The organism is Halothiobacillus sp. DCM-1, from assembly GCF_045689735.1.
GTDB lineage: Bacteria > Pseudomonadota > Gammaproteobacteria > Halothiobacillales > Halothiobacillaceae > Halothiobacillus.
Map to the genome: position 1 here is coordinate 1,378,889 of NZ_CP142685.1, position 17,234 is coordinate 1,396,122.

Sequence of the window (17,234 nt, forward strand, 5' to 3'; positions counted from 1 at the left end):
TGCGCTCGTTATTTTTCGAGGCAATTAATTATCTTGTAATTGATTCATCTGGATAACCAACAGCTTCGACGCAACGCAGAGCGCAGGCCAACGATCAGTGGCTCGGCCTCCGCAGGAAGGTTTGACCGGCGCGGCATTTTTTTTGAAGCGCCGGTCATGCCGGGGTGTGTTGGTACATGAATGGGTTCAAGAACGATTGATTGTCGGTCATTCCATGTGGTTTGCCTCGGCAAGCCCCCAAAAGTACAGAAACGGGATCATTCATGAACGCAATCGAATGCAAGAAAAACACGCTGTCCGTCATGGTGCTGGCGGGCATTGCCATGCTTTGTGCCACCCACGCGGCACAGGCCGACAACACGGTTAACCTGGGGAGCGTGCAAAGCACGAGTGGCTCAGGAACAGCGGCCAATTCGACGAGCAAGAAGCAGCAATCCGCCGCCTATCAGGCACCGACCAAAGCCCCCCTCAAGGCGACTCAACCGCAATCGATCATTGGTCAGCAGTATATCCAGCACAACACCGCCCCAACGGCGAACTACACGGATATTGCGTCGATCGCTCCCAGTGTGTCGGATATTGCGCCGAATGGCGCCGGCGGCATGGAATCGCAAGGCTTGAGCATGCGCGGCTTTCAGGATGGCCAATACAATGTCACCTTCGACGGGATTCCGTTTGCCGACTCGAACGATTTCACGCACCACTCGACCAGTTACTTTATGCCGCAAGATGTGCGATCCATCACGGTGGATCGCGGGCCCGGCAGCGCCAGTACCATTGGCGATGCCACCTTCGGCGGCACCATCGCGGTGGATTCCCGTGAACCCGAGGCAGTCGCCGCCCTGACACCCTATGCCAGTTTCGGCAGCCACAACACGCACCTGTTCGGCCTGCGGTACGACACCGGCGCGATCCAGTCCCTGAACGGCACCCGCGCCTATCTGAACTACAAGAATTCATCCACGGATGGCGCGCTCACTTATGCCGGCCAGAAGCGCCAGAACTTAGTCGTCAAATCCGAGACGCCAATTGGCGATAACACGGTGCTGACCCTGTTCGCGATGTACAACAAGATTCACCAGAATGTGCCGCTCGGCGCAACGCTGGCGCAAATCCAGAAGTACGGCTCGAATTACGGCCTGAACAACGACCCGACCAGCCAGGCCTATTACGGCTACAACTACGACGAGCTGGCCTCTGATCTGGAATACATGGACATCAAGTCCCTGCTCAATAGCTGGACGCTCGACAACAAACTGTATAGCTATGGCTACCGCCACGATGGCTTCAATGGTTTGGATCCGAATGGCAATACCGCGAACGGCACCATCTACGGCGCAAACAATGTGCCGGGTCAGCGGATGTCGAACAATTACCGCTCGTTTGGCGATATTTTCCGCCTGGAACGCTCACTGGGCCCTGGCACATTCAAAACCGGCTTCTGGCTGGATCGCCAGCACAACACCCGTACCCAGTATGAAATCGATATGACACTGGGTGGCTTGTTCAATGCCTCTTCCATGCTGGCCGCCACCGATCGCGACATGGTGGATACGCTAGATACCGCTCAACCGTATGTCGAATATGACTGGAAGCCAACTGACCGCCTGACCATCACCCCCGGCGTGAAATACGCCTACTTCCATCGCAACATCGATGCTGCCGTCAACCAGAAGACCGGCACGCCACTGTCGTATTCTCAAAGTTGGGAAAAGGCGCTGCCCAATTTTTCTGTGCACTACCAGCTCGAACCCAACTGGACGGTCTATGCGCAATGGGCCAAGGGCTTCCTCGCGCCGAACCTCAATATCTTCTATACGGCTGATCCGAGCCTGAACAGCGTCGTGCCCGAACAAACCACCAACACCCAGCTTGGTACCGTGTGGCATAGCCAGGCGCTAACGCTCTCCGCCGATGTGTATCACATCAAGTTCGATAACAAGATCGAGCACCATAAGGTGGCCTCGCAAACCATCTACTACAACGCGGGCGGCGCAACCTACAAAGGGGTAGAAGGAGAGGCCACCTATTACCTCGGCAGCGGCTTCAGCGTGTATGGCAATGGCTCGATCAACAGCGCGAAAGACACCACAACGGGCAACTGGCTACCCAACGCGCCGGATCGCACCTTCGCCGCCGGCCTGATCTTCAACGAAGGGGGTTACTACGCTTCGCTGATCGCCAAGCATGTGGGTCAACGCTTCGGCACCGGCAGTGATCCGTCCACCGACAGCAAACTGCCCGCCTACACCATCGCCAACCTGAACACCAGCTACACGCTGAAAAACGCGATGGGGCCGATGCACAACGCCACCGTGAGCTTTCAGGTCAGCAATCTGTTCAACAAGAGCGGCCTGCTGGATCAACCCGGCACCACCGCCGACGGCACGCCGCTGTATTGGACCATCCCTGGCCGCAGCTACATGTTGTCCCTGTCTGTCGGGCTGTAATCCACCCGCCTGAACCCCTGCCTCATTCATCGCCGGCGCATTACCAGCGACCGGTGCGTGCATGAGGCGTTCTGATTAATCGGGAATTCACCATGAATATTGAAGCAATTACCCATGCCGCCCAGAGCTCGGGCGGCATCCTGTATCTGATGGTCGTGCTGCTGTTTGTCGCCCTCACCGTCGCACTGGAGCGCTCCTGGTATCTTGCGCGCGTCATCCACGGCGGCAAGCGCCTACTCGGCACCCTCGAACCCCTGCCGTCGCTGCCGGATGAGCAACTGGGCGAACTTGCCCAAACCTACCATCACCTGCCCTTTGGCCGGATGCTGGAGACCGCCGCATCACACAACAGCGCGCACCCTTTCGATCGGCTGGATGATCGGCTCGAAGAATCGATGATGCGCAGCGCGCAGCACACGGATCGGCTGTTCTGGCTGCTCGATACCATCATCACGCTGGCGCCTTTGCTGGGGTTGCTCGGCACCATCATCGGCATGTTCAATGCCTTTCAGGTGCTGTCCAACCCCGGCAACGCCCCGACACAGATTACGGGCGGGGTCGCAGAAGCGCTCCTCGCCACAGCTTCTGGCCTGTTTGTGGCGATGATCGGCCTGGTGTTCTTCAATGGCCTGAACATCCGCGTGCGGCATGTCTTGCAGCAGATGGACATGCTCAAAACCATGCTGGTCAACCGGATGCACACCCATCGGCATCAACAGCTTCACGGCATCCCCACGCCGGCGCAATCCGCCAATGTGCTGCATGTCGCCAAACACCGACTGAACGAGGGGACACACGGATGATGCGCCACTTAGAACCGAAAAAAGCACGGATAGAGATCATCCCGATGATCGACATCATGCTGTTTTTGCTGGTGTTTTTTATCATGATCACCCTGCACATGATCCCGACGACGGGGGTAAGCTCCAACCTTGCCCAAAGCAGCACGGCAGATGAACTCCCGCATCCCAAGGTACTGGTCAGCGTGGATGCGGCGGGCATCATCACCGTGGAAGGCCAAACCCTGACGGCGGCACAACTGACCGAGCGACTGGCCGCGCAGGATCCCGCGCACACGCAAGTCACGATCGCCGGCGCAAAAGCCGCCTCTCTGCAACAACTGATGACCGTGATGGACGCCTGCCGTAAGGCGGGGGTCACCCGCATCGGTCTTGCCGCCCGCAAGGATTCCTGATGACCCGCAGCACTGCCCTGCCGCCGGTGGCACCATCCTGGCGCGGATTTTCTGGCGCAGCGGCGATGGCCGTGGCGATTGAATCGGGGGTGTTAGCTCTTGCGCTGTACGCCGTCGGTCACACGCCCGCGCCGCATATCAGCCAGCCGCAGCCGATTGACTTAAGCTTCCCCGTGCTACCCACACCCGCACCGCCGCCCCCTGCGCCCACGATCACCCCTCCGCCCGCGCCGGTACCCCCACCGCCGGAACCAGCACCAACTCCCGTGCCTACCCCGCAGCCAGCCCCGCCGGTGCCGCCGCCGCCGGCTCCAGCGCCAAAACCCGTGCCCAAACCTAAGGAAGCGCCCAAGCCGAAGCCAGAAAAACCCGTGGTGCATCATCCGGTGCATCCGGTACACCACGAGGTGACGCCTCCAGCGCCCCCCCCACCCGCGCCGGTCAACCCGCCGATGCCGGAGACCACGCCAGCCCCGCCGGTACCCTCTGCGCCTCCGACAGTCAGCCAACCCCGTATTACGCCGTCGTTTGAGGCCAGCGTTCGCAGTGCAGTGCAATCGGCTCTGCGCTACCCGCCGGCTGCCCGCATGATGCATTTAGCGGGTAAGACGAAAGTCGCTTTCGACTATCAGGAGGGCGTGGTCAGTCACGCCCGGGTGCTGGTATCCAGCGGTTCTGACCTACTCGACCGAGCGGCAATCGAAGCGGTGCGGGATGCCCATTACCCCAGCCCGGAGGCAGCACAAGCCCACGCCCGGCTCCACTTTGAGCTCTGGGTCGAGTTCGTATTAAACGATACCGACGATTAACGCCCAACCTGTTCAACGACCAACCTATTGGATTCTAAAATGAACCTACTCAGAAAATCCCTGCTCTTTTCCGCACTGGCTCTGTCCTTGACCGGCACGGCACAGGCCACCCCACCGATTCAACATGTCGTCCTCATCAGTATCGATGGTCTGCATGCGGTGGATTTAGCGCGGTTTATCCAGACGCACCCGCACTCGACACTCGCGAATCTATCGCGCCAAGGCATCACCTACACCCACGCCTTCACCCCGGCACCGGCGGATTCCTTTCCCGGATTCATCGCGCTGATCACCGGCGGCACCCCAGGTCAAACCGGCGTGTACTACGATGTCAGCTATGACCGCGCCCTCTCGCCCGCCGGCAGCCATTGTCAAACCCTCGGCACCGTCGTACCGTTTGACGAAAGCATCGACCAACCGGGCAAGGCAGGCGACGATCCGGTCATCAACCCGGCGCTGCTGCCCATCGACCCCCGCAAAGGCTGCACCCCGGTCTATCCGCACCAATATCTGAAGGTAAACACCGTGTTCAATGTGGTGCGCGATGCCGGCGGCTACACGGCCTGGTCCGACAAACACCCGGTGTATGAAATCGCCAATGGCCCGGCAGGTGATGGGGTGGATGATCTCTATACCCCGGAAATCGGGGAAGATGCCGAAGGCAATCTGACGCAGGGACTCGACAAAATCACCGCCTCGATCACCCGAACCGAACGCTACGATGCGAAAAAAATGGCCGCCGTCATTCATGAAATGAACGGGTTGAATCATGCAGGCAACCACCCCGCGCCCGTACCGACCCTGACCGGCCTCAACCTGCAAGCCGTCAATGTCGGCCAGAAAAAAGCCGGCTATCTGAATGCGAACGGCAAACCCACCCCGGAACTCACGGGCGCGATTGCGCACTGCGATCAACAGATTGGCCTGCTGGTCGATGATCTACGCCAACAGCACCGGCTGAACGACACGCTCCTCATTATTGTCGCCAAACATGGCAATGGCCCCATCGCCCCGAAGACGGAACGCCGCATCGACAAAGGCTTGCTCAAACAGATCATCGAATCCGCAGCGCCCGGTGCCATCGGCCAACTCACAACAGATCGGGGCGCGCTGCTGTGGCTGAAAAAACCGGAAGATCTCGCCCGGATCGTGCAGGCTCTCCAGGGGCAACGCCAGACGCTGGGCATCCAAAAACTCTGGTTTGGTCAAACCTTGCAGCAACACTTCGGCGTTCCTGCCAACGATCATCGCCTGCCCGATCTCATGATTGAAACCCAGCCCGGCGTCATCTACACCAAACCGGACGATCACAAACTGGCCGAGCACGGCGGCTGGCGTAACAATGATCGGCATGTTGCCTTAATGCTTTCCAATCCCCAGCTCGCCCAGCCCGGAAGCCGCGTGACTACTGCCGTAGAGACCACACAGGTCGCTCCCACGCTCCTCGCTGCCCTCGGCATCAACCCCGATGCCCTGGAAGCGGTTGCCGACGCCCATTTATCGCCGCTGCCGAACCTCCGCTTTATCCAGCATTGAGCGACTCTGCCTGCGGCGCCCCCTGCCGAACAAAAGGTTCGGCAGGACAGCCCATGGGCAAGCAACAAAATAGGCAAAAAAAAAACCAACCCGTCGCCGGGTTGGCAAAGTCAAGAAGTCACACTTGAAACTTCTTGGGGGCCTGGTTTTCGCCGCTTGGGCGAACCGAGCCGAACCTGAACAGGATCGACTCAAACAGGGCAAGTCCTTCTGCGGTTTAACGCCGAACCTCTTCATGCAGGCGGGCGTCCCTTTGGTGGATGGGCGATATATCTTAGCAAATACATTGCCAGATATGTCAATAAAAACATATCGAGCGAGGATAAACCATTAAAAACAGGTTGTTATCAAAACAATCAGCAAACAATGGGCAAGAACCCCTTTGCTCTTCGGCACGATTCCGTCGCGCCAAGCCAATGAAAATTGCAATACCCATGCAAAACACCGGCAGATCGATGCGGATCGGGCTTGTCAAATCGTTGTCACATAAGAGGCGCAACATCCCGCAACAAACTCAGACTAGAGTCGGCCTCATGCTGAAAGAAATTCGCTTTGCGGGGGATCTATTGATCGAAGCCCGCGCCGTCACGCCGGCATTCTCCAATGCTGACATCATGGGTCTGTTTGCGCAGAAGGCCAGCCTGCGGAATCTGCCCGTGCTGCATGAGGACGACCGCCCACTGGGGTTGATCAACCGCAATCTGTTCCACAGCAACATGACGAAACCGTACTACCCCGAGTTGTACAGTCAGAAAAGTTGCATCACCTTCATGGATAAAGATCCGTTGATCGTCGAGGCGTCCGTGCGCATCGAGCAACTCACGGCACTCGCCGTCGAGGCCGGGGATAAGGTATTCACCGACGGGTTCATCATCGTGCAGGACGGCAAGTATCAGGGCATCGGCCAGGTGCTGGATTTGATGCACGCCATGACCGAATTGCAAGCCCGCCAGCATCGGTTGCTGATGGAATCCATCGAGTACGCCAGCGTCATCCAGCAATCGATCATGAAACCCGCCCGGCTGGCACTGGAAGCGCACTATCCAGAAAATCACTGGTTGGTCTGGGAGCCCCGCGATGTGGTGGGCGGCGATTTGTTTCAATTCATCCCCACCGAGGACGGCTTTTTGGCGGTGTTATTCGACTGCACCGGCCATGGCGTGCCCGGCGCGTTCATGACGCTGATTGCCGAATCCGCACTGGAACAGGCGCTTGCCCAACACGGCAACCAGAACCCGGCCATGCTCCTTGCGGCCGTCAACCAACACATCAAACGGGCGCTCAATCAGCACAAGGCCGCGCCGGATGAACAGGAAAATTCTGATGACGGGCTCGATGGCGTGATCGTCCGATATGAACGCGAAAAGTCCTGCCTGACCTTTGCCGGTGCCCATTCCCCGCTGCTGGTTCTTGACCAGGAAGGCGACGCCCCACTGCGCAGTTTCTCTGGTGACCGCAAGGGCGTGGGTTATGCCAATACGCCGATGGATGCCGTGTGGCAAAACCAGACCATCCCGATCACTGCGCCGGCGCGGGTGTTTTTGCTGAGTGATGGCGTCATCGACCAGATCGGGGGCGCCAAGCGCATTGCCTTTGGCAAGCGGCGTCTGAGCGATTTCTTGACGAGCCAGCGGCACGCGCTCATGGCGGATCAGGTCGAGGCGTTCCGCCATCTTTTCAGCCAGTATCAGGGCACCGAAGCGCGCCGGGATGATGTCACCCTCTTGGCGCTGAATGTGGGCTGACCCGCTTTGTAATGAGCACAAAGGACTTTGAACCATGAACGACGCGCCCGACCTTCAGCCCCCCGCCATCACCGATTCGCCCTGCTTCCCAGGGCTGGTTGAGGGGTTGATTTTCTTCTACGCAGGCTATTTTTCGCAGAACATCATCAATGCGATTGGCGATGCCGTCCGCTTGCGCCTGGAACAATCCGATGCCCCGGGCGGGGTGCGCCGCAAGATTTTCTCCACCTTCATCGAAATGGCGCAGAACATCGTGCACTACTCCAGCGACATGCTGACGCCACCGGATCAGGCCACCCTGGAAATGCGCGCTGGCTCGGTCATGGTGATGCATACCGAGGGACGATTCTTCATCACCTGCGCCAACCCGGTGGACGCGCAATACGCCGACAAACTCAAAGGCATTCTGGAACCCCTGCGGCAAATGAACGCCGATCAGATCAAAGATGCCTACCGCAAAACCCTGCGCGCAGAGACCGATCAAGACAGCAAAGGCGCTGGCCTCGGGTTTTTGACCATTGCCAAAGACAGCTCTGCCCCCGTCGAATTTCATTTCGCGCCCAATGAACACGGGTTGTTCATGTTCACCCTCAAGGCCACCATTTAATACCGGCCGCGCCATCCAAGGATCGCCTCATGGAAACGCTCCACCGCCCCGCCACCAGCAACACGCCTGAAGTCCTATTCGACTTTAGAAACAGCCACCTATCGCTTCGGGGAGAGTCCTACCCCGAAAGTGCCGCCGCGTTTTATGGAGAAATTTTGGCGCAAACCAGCGCCTGGCTCGATCAACTGCACGATGCCCGGATTCATGTCGAAGTGCAGCTCAACTACTTCAACAGCTCCAGTACCAAAATGCTATTCAGTCTGTTCGACCGGCTGAATCAGGCCGTGGAAGACGGCAATACCGTCGTCCTCGACTGGCATCATGATGTGGACGACGAGACCATCCTCGAATTCGGACTCGAACTCGCCGAAGACTTCCCGGCCATTGAATTTCATGCCCAGCCGATCGAATCCTGATGAGCATCCCGGCCGAACCCGATCTGTTTGCCCGAGAACGGGCGGTCCTCGACCACGCCCTGCGTGCGCACGCAGATCCCTCCCCGGCGGTGATCCATCACGCCCTCGGCGAACTGATCAGCGAATATGAACGGGTGATCCGCGACATGCGACGGGTCATCAGCCATTCCGACCGCACCGAACTGGAACTCAATATTGCCAACCAACGCCTGCGCGAACTGACGGAAGCTCTCAGCTACCAGAACCGGCACGACGGCTTGACCCGGCTACTCAATCGCAACAGCCTGATTCACGAGGCCGAAACCCTGCTAAGACAACAAGCGATCGCCCTGATCCTGCTCGATATCGACCACTTCAAGCAAATCAACGACCGCTACGGCCACCCAACGGGCGACAAAGTGCTCACCGCCTTGGCCGCCGCCATGCAAGACACCATCGGCCAAGCAGGTCACTGCGGCCGGCTGGGGGGCGAAGAATTCGGCGTGGTGCTCGCCACAGATCGGCTCGATACCGCCGAGCACGCCGCCAAACAATTGAGCGAACGCATCCGCCAAATTCGCCTGACGGAAGAAATTGGCCTGCGCGTGACTGCCTCCTTGAGTGTCGCCGTCGCGGAATCGGGCGTCCCCTTCGACATCCTCTATCAATGCACCGATGACGGGTTATACCGCGCTAAACACAGTGGCCGAGATCGCATCGAAACCATTGCAGATCGCTTAACGCCATAACCTCGCCCAGATCACCGGGGATTCAAGCCCCCGCCGTTCGCCGAGACAGTAGCATCACACCGGATGCCCGCACTCGCGCACAAACACAACGCATTCGCGTGCTGCACCGCGCGATGGATTGCACAAAAAATCATTAGCATGCTATCTTTAACCGCGAAGTTGAGTTTTGCGCTAAGGCATTGGAGCCATTGCCCCTGAATTTCCGTCAGTCTGTCGTCGCCAATCGCCGTGGCACCTACGGTTTCAGGCCAATCAACGAGCCATCAAGCCACACACAACTCAGCCAGAGAAACCCGTCGATTTTTTATACTACACTCGCTCGGCGCGGGTGCCCCTTAACCCGACCAGATTCCCCGACCTGATTCGCCCCATCCTGTTTAGGAGCCTCCCCAAAGATGCCCGCTGCGCGAACCACGCCCGCTCTGACCCGCCTGGATTGGCCTCTGCGCCTGCTCACGGCGGGGTTGCTCATTGGCATGACCGGCTGTTCGGCGGTCGGACCGAACTTTGTCCCTCCGGCGGCGCCGGATAGCCCGCACTACACCCCCCAGGCGTTGCCCACACAGACGCAAGCCACGCCCGATACGGCGCAAGGGAACGCGCAGTCATTGACCGCGCAGACCAGCCCGACGCGGTGGTGGCAGACCTTCGGCAATCCCGCCCTCGATCAGCTCATCGCCCAGGCGCTGGATAACAGCCCGACGCTCGCCGCCGCACAGGCGCGGCTGGAGCAGGCGCGCAAAGCGTATCAGGCGCAGGCGGGTGCCAGCGAATTACCCCAGGTCAACGCCAGCTTCACCGGGCAAGATCAGGGCAGCAACAATTCGCAGATCGGGCAAGAAGGGGGAAAACGGCAATTTGCGCTGTATCACGCCGGAATCGCCGTCAGCTATAACCTCGATCTGTTTGGCGGCAATCGTCGCACCCTTGAGGCGCTGGCCGCGCAAGCCGATTACCAACAGTACGAACTCGCCGCCGCCCGTCTCACCCTGGCGGGCAATATTGCTGTGCAGGCCATGACACAGGCGATGCTCAATGACCAGATCCGCACCACTCAGGCGATTTTGCGCGATCAGGATCGGCAGATCGAACTGATGACGGCACGGCTGGCGCTGGGCGCTGCCACCCGCGCCGATGTGCTCTCACTCAAGACACAACGCGCTCAAACGGCCGCCACGCTGCCGCCGCTGCAATTCAAACGCGCGCAGGCCGATCACCTGCTGGCCACGCTCACGGGGCAGCAGCCGAGCCAGGCGAACATCCCCGCCTTCTCGCTCGATCAATTTACCCTGCCCGCATCCCTCCCGGTCATCGTCCCCTCGGAATGGGTCGCCAATCGGCCCGACATCGGCGCCGCCAGCGCCCTGCTGCATGTCGCCAGTGCCCAGTATGGCGTGGCGCTGTCCAACCTCTATCCGCAGATCAATTTGAGTGCGACCCTGGGTTCACAAGCACTCACCCCGGCGGCGCTGTTCAATGCCGATTCGATCATCTGGAGCCTGGTCGCTGGCCTCACCCAGCCGCTGTTCAATGGTGGCTTGAAAGCGGGTGCCGAAGCGGCCAAGGCCGCCCTTGCCGAAGCCGCCGCCAACTACCAGCAGGCCGTTCTGGATGGGTTGCGCAACACCGCGGATGCCCTGCGTGCCATCGAAATTGACGCCCAGACCCTGAACGCCCAAGTCGCCGCCCAACAGGCCGCGAAAGACTCGTTACAACTGACGGAACAACAACTGAAACTCGGTTCGACCACTGCCCTGCAGCTCCTCACGGCGCAACAGCAGGTGCAACAAACCCAATTGCTGACGCTGGCCGCGCGCATGCAGCGCCTGACGGATTCGGTCGCGCTGTATCAGGCCATGGGGAGTCCAACGCCCCCGCCCAGTACCCCCTCTTCTCGTTCCCATGATTTGCCGGAGACTGTCACCCCATGACCAAAGGTACCCCCATCCGCATGATCGTCATGCTGCTTCTGGTTGCGCTGGTTTTCGGCGGCATCTATGGCTTCCAGGTCTTTCGCAACAAAATGATCGACAAGGCGATTCGGGGGCATGGCATGCCCCCGCAAACCGTTTCGACCATGGTCGTCGAACCCAGTGAATGGCAGCCGAAAATCGAGGCCGTGGGCACGCTGCGTGCGGTGCAATCGACCAATCTCACCACCGAAGTCTCCGGCCTGATCAAGGCCATTCATTTCAAATCCGGCGAGTCGGTCAAGGCCGGCCAAGTGCTGCTCGAACTGAATGCAGACCCGCTCAAAGCGCAACTGCCCCAATTGCAGGCCAATGTGACGCTGGCCGAACAGAACCTCCAACGCGATCGCGCACAACTCAAGATTCAGGCCGTAAGCCAGGCGGTGATCGACAGTGATGAAGCCACGCTCAAGAGCGCCAAGTCACAGCTCGACGCCCAAAACGCCCTGATTGCGCAAAAAACGCTGCGCGCGCCGTTTGCCGGGGTGCTCGGGATCCGGCAAGTCGATCTCGGCCAGTTTCTCGCGGCGGGCACCGCCGTGGTGAGCCTGCAACATCTCGATCCGATGTATCTGGATTTCAAGATTCCGCAGTCGCAACTGCATTTGATCCAGATCGGCGATGCCCTGACGGTAGAGACCAATGCCGCACCCGGCCAAACCTTCCAGGGCAAAATTCAGGCGATCGAGCCACAAATCGATACGGCGACCCGCAATCTCACGGTGCGCGCCGAAATTGCCAACCCCGACGGCAAACTCCTGCCCGGGGTATTTGCTACCGCCCAACTCCGCCAGGGCAACCCGGAATCCTTCCTGACCTTACCCACCACCGCCATTGCCTATAACCCCTACGGCAGCACCGTGTTCGTGGTGGTGGACAAAGGACAGGGCGCGGACGGCAAACCCCAGCAGGTGGCCGAACAACGCTTTGTCACCACCGGCATGACTCGGGGCGACCAGACGGCCATTCTCAGCGGTCTGAAAGCGGGCGAAACCGTGGTGACGGCGGGACAAATCAAACTGCGTAATGGCACCCCCGTCCTGATCAACAACACGATCGAACCGAGTAACAACCCCCATCCCGAGGTGAAGGACGAATGAGCAGCCCTTCCGCGTCTCAACGCAAATTTACGGACATATTCGTAGACCGGCCGGTGCTGGCCATCGTCGTCAGCCTCGTACTTCTCGTGCTCGGGTTACGCTCGTTCGGCCTGCTGCCCGTCCTGCAATATCCCTACACCGAAAACGCCGTCGTCACGGTGAGCACGGCTTACCCAGGGGCAGATGCCAACCTCGTCGCCAGTTTCATCACCACGCCGCTGGAAAATGCCATCGCGCAGGCCAACGGCATCGATTACATGACCTCGGCCAGCTCGCAGGGTGTCAGCACGATTACCGCTAACCTGCGGCTGAATTACGATCCGAATAAAGCGCTGACCGAGATCAACACCAAGGTGAACTCGGTGCTGAATCAGTTGCCGCCCCAAGCCCAGAAACCGGTGTTATCGGTGGCGGTCGGCCAGACCATCGACGCCATGTACATCGGCTTTTACAGCGATGTGCTCCAGCCGAATCAGGTCACCGATTATGTCGTGCGCGCGGTGCAGCCGAAATTGCAAGCCGTCGAAGGGGTACAAACGGCCGAAATTCTGGGCGCAAAAAACTTCGCCCTGCGCGCCTGGCTGGATCCGCAGAAACTCGCTGCGGTCGGCCTGACGGCGGCGGATGTCTATTCCGCCCTGGCCGCCAACAATTACCTTTCCGCTAGCGGCCAGACCAAAGGCCAGATGGTGCAGGTCAATTTGAACGCCTCGACCGCCATCGACTCACTGGATGCGTTCAAACGATTGATTCTCAAGCAAAGCAATGGCGCCATCGTCCGGCTTGAAGATGTCGCACAGGTCAGTCTCGGCGCGGATGACTATGACTCCAGCGTCTCCTTCGATGGACGCAAAGCGGTGTATATCGGCATTCAGGTCGCGCCGGGCGCCAACTTGCTGGATGTGATCCAGCGCGTCCGTGCCGTCATGCCGGGGATCGAGAGCCAGCTCCCGGACGGGCTCAAGGCCAATATCGTTTACGACTCGACCAAATTCGTGCATTCCTCCATTGATGAGGTCGTCAAGACGCTGGGCGAAGCTATCCTGATCGTCACGCTGGTCGTGTTCGTGTTTTTGGGCTCCTTGCGCGCCGTCGTGATTCCGGTAATCGCCATTCCGCTCTCGCTGATTGGCACCTTCGGCGTCATGCTGATGCTGGGCTACTCGATCAATCTCCTGACCCTGCTCGCCTTCGTGCTGGCGATCGGGCTCGTGGTGGATGACGCCATCATCGTGGTCGAGAATGTCAGCCGACACCTCGAAGAGGGCGCCACGCCGTTTGCCGCCGCCCTGCAAGCCGCCCGCGAACTCGCCAGCCCCATTCTGGCGATGACGGTGGTGCTGATTGCGGTGTATGTCCCCATTGGGTTCATGCAAGGCTTGACGGGGGCTTTGTTCACGGAATTCGCCTTCACGCTGGTCGGCGCGGTCACTATGTCCGCCATCATTGCGCTCACTCTCTCACCCATGATGTGCAGCAAGCTGCTCCGCGCGCCCAAAAAAGAGGGCGGCAACTGGCAGGATCGGCTGGTGTTGTGGCTTGATCGACGGTTTGAAGGGCTGCACCAGCGGTATCAACGCCGCCTGAGCGGAGTGCTGAACCATCTCTCCGTCATCGCCGTTTTTATCTTCCTGATGCTCGGCGGCATCTACTTTTTATACACCACCTCGATGACCGAACTCGCCCCGCAAGAGGATCAGGGCGTGTTGATTTCCATTGCCTTCAACTCGCCCACGGCCACCTTGGCGCAGCGTGAGCTGTATGCCGATCAGGTCAACAAAGACTTCGCCTCATTTCCGGAAACGGATCATGTTTTCCAGTTGAACACACCGACCCAGGTCATCAGCGGCATGGTGCTCAAACCCTGGGATGAGCGCAGCCAAACCGCCAGCCAGCTGCAACCGCTGGTACAACAAAAACTGGCCGCAATTGCCGGTACGCAAAATGCGGTGTTCCAGCCGCCTTCCCTCCCCGGTGCGCGCGGCTTCCCAGTGCAATTCGTCATCACCACCACCCAGCCGTTTGATCAGTTATTCAAAGTGGCCAATGATTTTCTGGCCGAAGCGCTGAAATCCGGCGACTTCATCTTCCTGCAAACCGATTTACGGATCGATTTGCCGCAGGCCACCGTCGAAATCAACCGCAGCCTGGCCGCGCAACTGGGTTTGAACATGCAGGACATCGGCTCGGCGCTCTCCGCGATGCTGAGTGGTGGTTATGTCAATTACTTTGAACTGGCCGGGCGCTCGTACAAGGTGATTCCCCAGGTCGCCCAGCAATTCCGGCTCAATCCAGCCGACCTGAAAAACTACTACTTACGCGCCAGCAATGGCCAAATGGTGCCGCTCTCCACCGTCGTCTCCCTGAAAACCACGGTCGAGCCGGAAGCCATCAACCACTTCCAGCAGCAAAATGCCGCCACGATTCAGGGCGTCAACTTCCCGACCATCCCGCAAGGGGTCGCCCTGGAAAAACTCGCGGCCTTGGCGAAAGCGACCTTGCCCCAAGGCTATAACTACGACTATGCCGGCCCCTCCCGCCAGTTCATGCAGGAATCCGGCGGCATGGCGCTCACCTTCCTGTTCGCCATCATCATCATCTACCTCGTGCTGGCCGCCCAGTTTGAAAGCTTCCGCGATCCGGTGATCATTCTGGTCTCGGTGCCGATGTCCATCGCCGGTGCCCTGATCTTTATCAACCTCGGGATCGGCCGCGCAACCTTGAACATCTACACGGAAGTGGGGCTGGTTACCCTGATCGGCCTGATCTCGAAACACGGGATTCTGATCGTGGAATTCGCCAATAACCTGCAAAAGACCGGCCTCGGCAAACGCGCCGCGATCATCGAGGCGGCAGGGCTACGCCTGCGCCCCATCCTGATGACCACCTTCGCCATGGTGCTCGGGGTCATCCCCTTGATTATGGCGACCGGCGCCGGGGCGGTCAGCCGCTTCGATCTGGGGCTCGTGATCGCCTCAGGGCTGGGGATTGGCACCTTCTTCACCCTGTTTATCGTGCCCGGGGTCTATATGCTGCTGGGGCATGATTTGAGTAAATCCCATCCGAAGGCAGATATCCCGGAAACCGCCTGACGCAACATCACCCCGAAGAGATAAATCGTCGGGCTCACAGAGCCGATTGAGAATCCGCATGGATGCGGTGATACTTCATGCGAAATCAATTCCACTGAACCGCCCCGACTTTCGTGGAGGCTATCTGGTTTAAGTACAGACCGTTGTTTCGGCCTGTTTGGCACATCGCCGGTAGTAGTTTGCCTCAGCTTCTGCTGGAGGGATATAGCCGATGGGTTCCAGCAGTCGTTGGTGGTTGAACCAGTGCACCCATTCCAGCGTCGCCAGTTCGAGGGATTCCCGCGTTTTCCACGGGCCGCGTCGGTGGATTAGCTCCGTCTTGTACAGCCCATTGATCGTCTCGGCCAGGGCGTTGTCATAGCTATCGCCCTTGCTGCCCACCGAGGGTTCGGCACCCGCCTCCATCAGACGCTCGCTGTAGCGGATGCTGAGATATTGGAGCCCCGGCCGGAGTGGTGGATCAGGCTGCCGTCGCGTTCGGGCTGGCGGGCATACAGCGTGTCCAGCACGAAGTCGGTGGTCATGGATCGGCTCACCCGCCAACCGACGATGCGCCGGGCAAAGATGTCGATCACGAAGGCCACATACAGCCAGCCTTGCCAGGTCGAGACATAGGTGAAATCCGACACCCAGCGCTGATTGGGCCAGACGAACTCGGACAATAAAAACCCGCAAAGCTTGTTGCAATGCGGGCTTTCAGGGACTTTCTGGCTTCGCTAGACGCCAAAAACAATCGATTGGTGGAGCTAAGCGGGATCGAACCGCTGACCTCCTGCATGCCATGCAGGCGCTCTCCCAGCTGAGCTATAGCCCCGTGATTTACAGGTGGCGCGCATTATGCCGAGTTAAATTTTTGTGTCAAGCGATGGTGAGGCCTTGATGGGGAGGTGGCCAATGAGGGTGTGTGCAATCAAATCATCCGCGACCACGACATCGGTAGCCCCCGCCCGGCGCAAGAGGAGTCCGCGTGTCTCATCTTCGGCAGTCACCGCAATGCGTAAATTGCTATTACGCGCATGCGCCATCAGGGTGATGGCAAGTTTCCGATCCGGCGACTCGCTGGTTACGATCAGCGCCGCCGCTTGCTCGATACCCGCGTGGGTGAATACTTCATCGTCGGTTCCCGCATCACCCAGCAAAACGAGATAACCCTGTTCCGAAGCCTGATTCGCTAAATCTTCTCGCGTTTCAATCACAAGAAGATTGCGCCCTTCCGCCAACAACGACGCGACAATTCGCCCGAGTGGACTAAAGCCGATGATAATGACATGGTCTTTCAAGGTGGCGAAATTGCTTTTCATGAGTCGATTTTCCCGGTAAATGGCGGCAATCGGGTTGGTCAGCCAGTCTATCGTTTTGGTCACGGCGAAGCTGCCTAATACCAATATGGCGAAGCTCGCGACGATCATGAATACTTTTTGTGGCACGGTGAAGGGGGTGAAATCCCCCAGTGTAGTCACCAGGTTGGTGGCGTTCCAGATGGCATTGAAGAGCTTTAGAGACCACGGGATATCGGCAGGATCAAGCAAAGCCAGGCCAACCGCAGTCACCAGCAAGGTCGTTACGAATAAACCGGCCAAACGGAT

The 17,234-nt window shown here is 59.0% G+C and carries 13 protein-coding genes, 1 tRNA gene and 1 pseudogene; 12 read left to right on the forward strand and 3 right to left on the reverse strand.

The window, feature by feature from the left end:
- The first annotated feature begins 263 nt into the window (after positions 1-263).
- The 12 genes from VOI35_RS06480 (at position 264) to VOI35_RS06535 (ending at position 15,648) form a co-directional block, all read left to right on the forward strand.
- Positions 264-2,450 carry a TonB-dependent receptor gene (locus VOI35_RS06480; RefSeq protein ID WP_407275254.1) on the forward strand — a complete coding sequence of 729 codons (2,187 nt, stop codon included), beginning with the start codon at positions 264-266 and terminating at the stop codon, positions 2,448-2,450.
- A gap of 92 nt (positions 2,451-2,542) precedes the next feature.
- Positions 2,543-3,253: a MotA/TolQ/ExbB proton channel family protein gene (locus VOI35_RS06485; protein WP_407275255.1), complete on the forward strand. Its 711-nt coding sequence runs from the start codon at positions 2,543-2,545 to the stop codon at positions 3,251-3,253.
- A complete protein-coding gene (locus tag VOI35_RS06490) occupies positions 3,250-3,645 on the forward strand; it encodes an ExbD/TolR family protein (protein WP_407275256.1) in 396 nt (131 codons plus the stop codon). Before VOI35_RS06485 ends, VOI35_RS06490 begins: the two co-directional genes overlap by 4 nt.
- Positions 3,645-4,454 carry a TonB family protein gene (locus tag VOI35_RS06495; RefSeq protein ID WP_407275257.1) on the forward strand — a complete coding sequence of 270 codons (810 nt, stop codon included), beginning with the start codon at positions 3,645-3,647 and terminating at the stop codon, positions 4,452-4,454. Before VOI35_RS06490 ends, VOI35_RS06495 begins: the two co-directional genes overlap by 1 nt.
- Positions 4,455-4,493: 39 nt before the next feature.
- Positions 4,494-5,990 carry an alkaline phosphatase family protein gene (locus tag VOI35_RS06500; RefSeq protein WP_407275258.1) on the forward strand — a complete coding sequence of 499 codons (1,497 nt, stop codon included), beginning with the start codon at positions 4,494-4,496 and terminating at the stop codon, positions 5,988-5,990.
- Between the two features lie 533 nt (positions 5,991-6,523).
- On the forward strand, positions 6,524-7,735 hold the full coding sequence (locus tag VOI35_RS06505; protein WP_407275259.1) for a SpoIIE family protein phosphatase: 1,212 nt from the start codon (positions 6,524-6,526) through the stop codon (positions 7,733-7,735).
- Positions 7,736-7,769: 34 nt separating this feature from the next.
- On the forward strand, positions 7,770-8,342 hold the full coding sequence (locus VOI35_RS06510) for a SiaB family protein kinase (protein WP_407275260.1): 573 nt from the start codon (positions 7,770-7,772) through the stop codon (positions 8,340-8,342).
- A gap of 29 nt (positions 8,343-8,371) precedes the next feature.
- Entirely contained in the window at positions 8,372-8,758 is a 387-nt protein-coding gene (locus VOI35_RS06515) for a DUF1987 domain-containing protein (RefSeq protein WP_407275261.1), read from the forward strand.
- Positions 8,758-9,486, forward strand: coding sequence for a GGDEF domain-containing protein (locus VOI35_RS06520; RefSeq protein WP_407275262.1), 729 nt, complete (start codon positions 8,758-8,760; stop codon positions 9,484-9,486). The genes VOI35_RS06515 and VOI35_RS06520 overlap by 1 nt, the downstream gene beginning before the upstream one ends.
- 395 nt (positions 9,487-9,881) lie before the next feature.
- Positions 9,882-11,417: an efflux transporter outer membrane subunit gene (locus tag VOI35_RS06525; RefSeq protein WP_407275263.1), complete on the forward strand. Its 1,536-nt coding sequence runs from the start codon at positions 9,882-9,884 to the stop codon at positions 11,415-11,417.
- A complete protein-coding gene (locus VOI35_RS06530) occupies positions 11,414-12,556 on the forward strand; it encodes an efflux RND transporter periplasmic adaptor subunit (RefSeq protein WP_407275264.1) in 1,143 nt (380 codons plus the stop codon). Before VOI35_RS06525 ends, VOI35_RS06530 begins: the two co-directional genes overlap by 4 nt.
- Positions 12,553-15,648 carry an efflux RND transporter permease subunit gene (locus VOI35_RS06535; RefSeq protein ID WP_407275265.1) on the forward strand — a complete coding sequence of 1,032 codons (3,096 nt, stop codon included), beginning with the start codon at positions 12,553-12,555 and terminating at the stop codon, positions 15,646-15,648. The genes VOI35_RS06530 and VOI35_RS06535 overlap by 4 nt, the downstream gene beginning before the upstream one ends.
- Positions 15,649-15,777: 129 nt before the next feature.
- Here the strand turns inward: VOI35_RS06535 and VOI35_RS06540 are convergent.
- The 3 genes and pseudogenes from VOI35_RS06540 to VOI35_RS06550 all read right to left on the reverse strand — a co-directional run.
- Positions 15,778-16,292, reverse strand: a pseudogene (locus VOI35_RS06540) (IS3 family transposase); the annotation flags it as partial.
- Positions 16,293-16,386: 94 nt separating this feature from the next.
- Positions 16,387-16,462: transfer RNA gene (locus VOI35_RS06545), tRNA-Ala, on the reverse strand.
- Between the two features lie 31 nt (positions 16,463-16,493).
- The gene (locus VOI35_RS06550; protein WP_407275266.1) at positions 16,494-17,228 is read right to left on the reverse strand and encodes an NAD-binding protein; all 735 of its coding nucleotides are present in this window, start codon (positions 17,226-17,228) and stop codon (positions 16,494-16,496) included.
- Between the last annotated feature and the right edge of the window lie 6 nt (positions 17,229-17,234).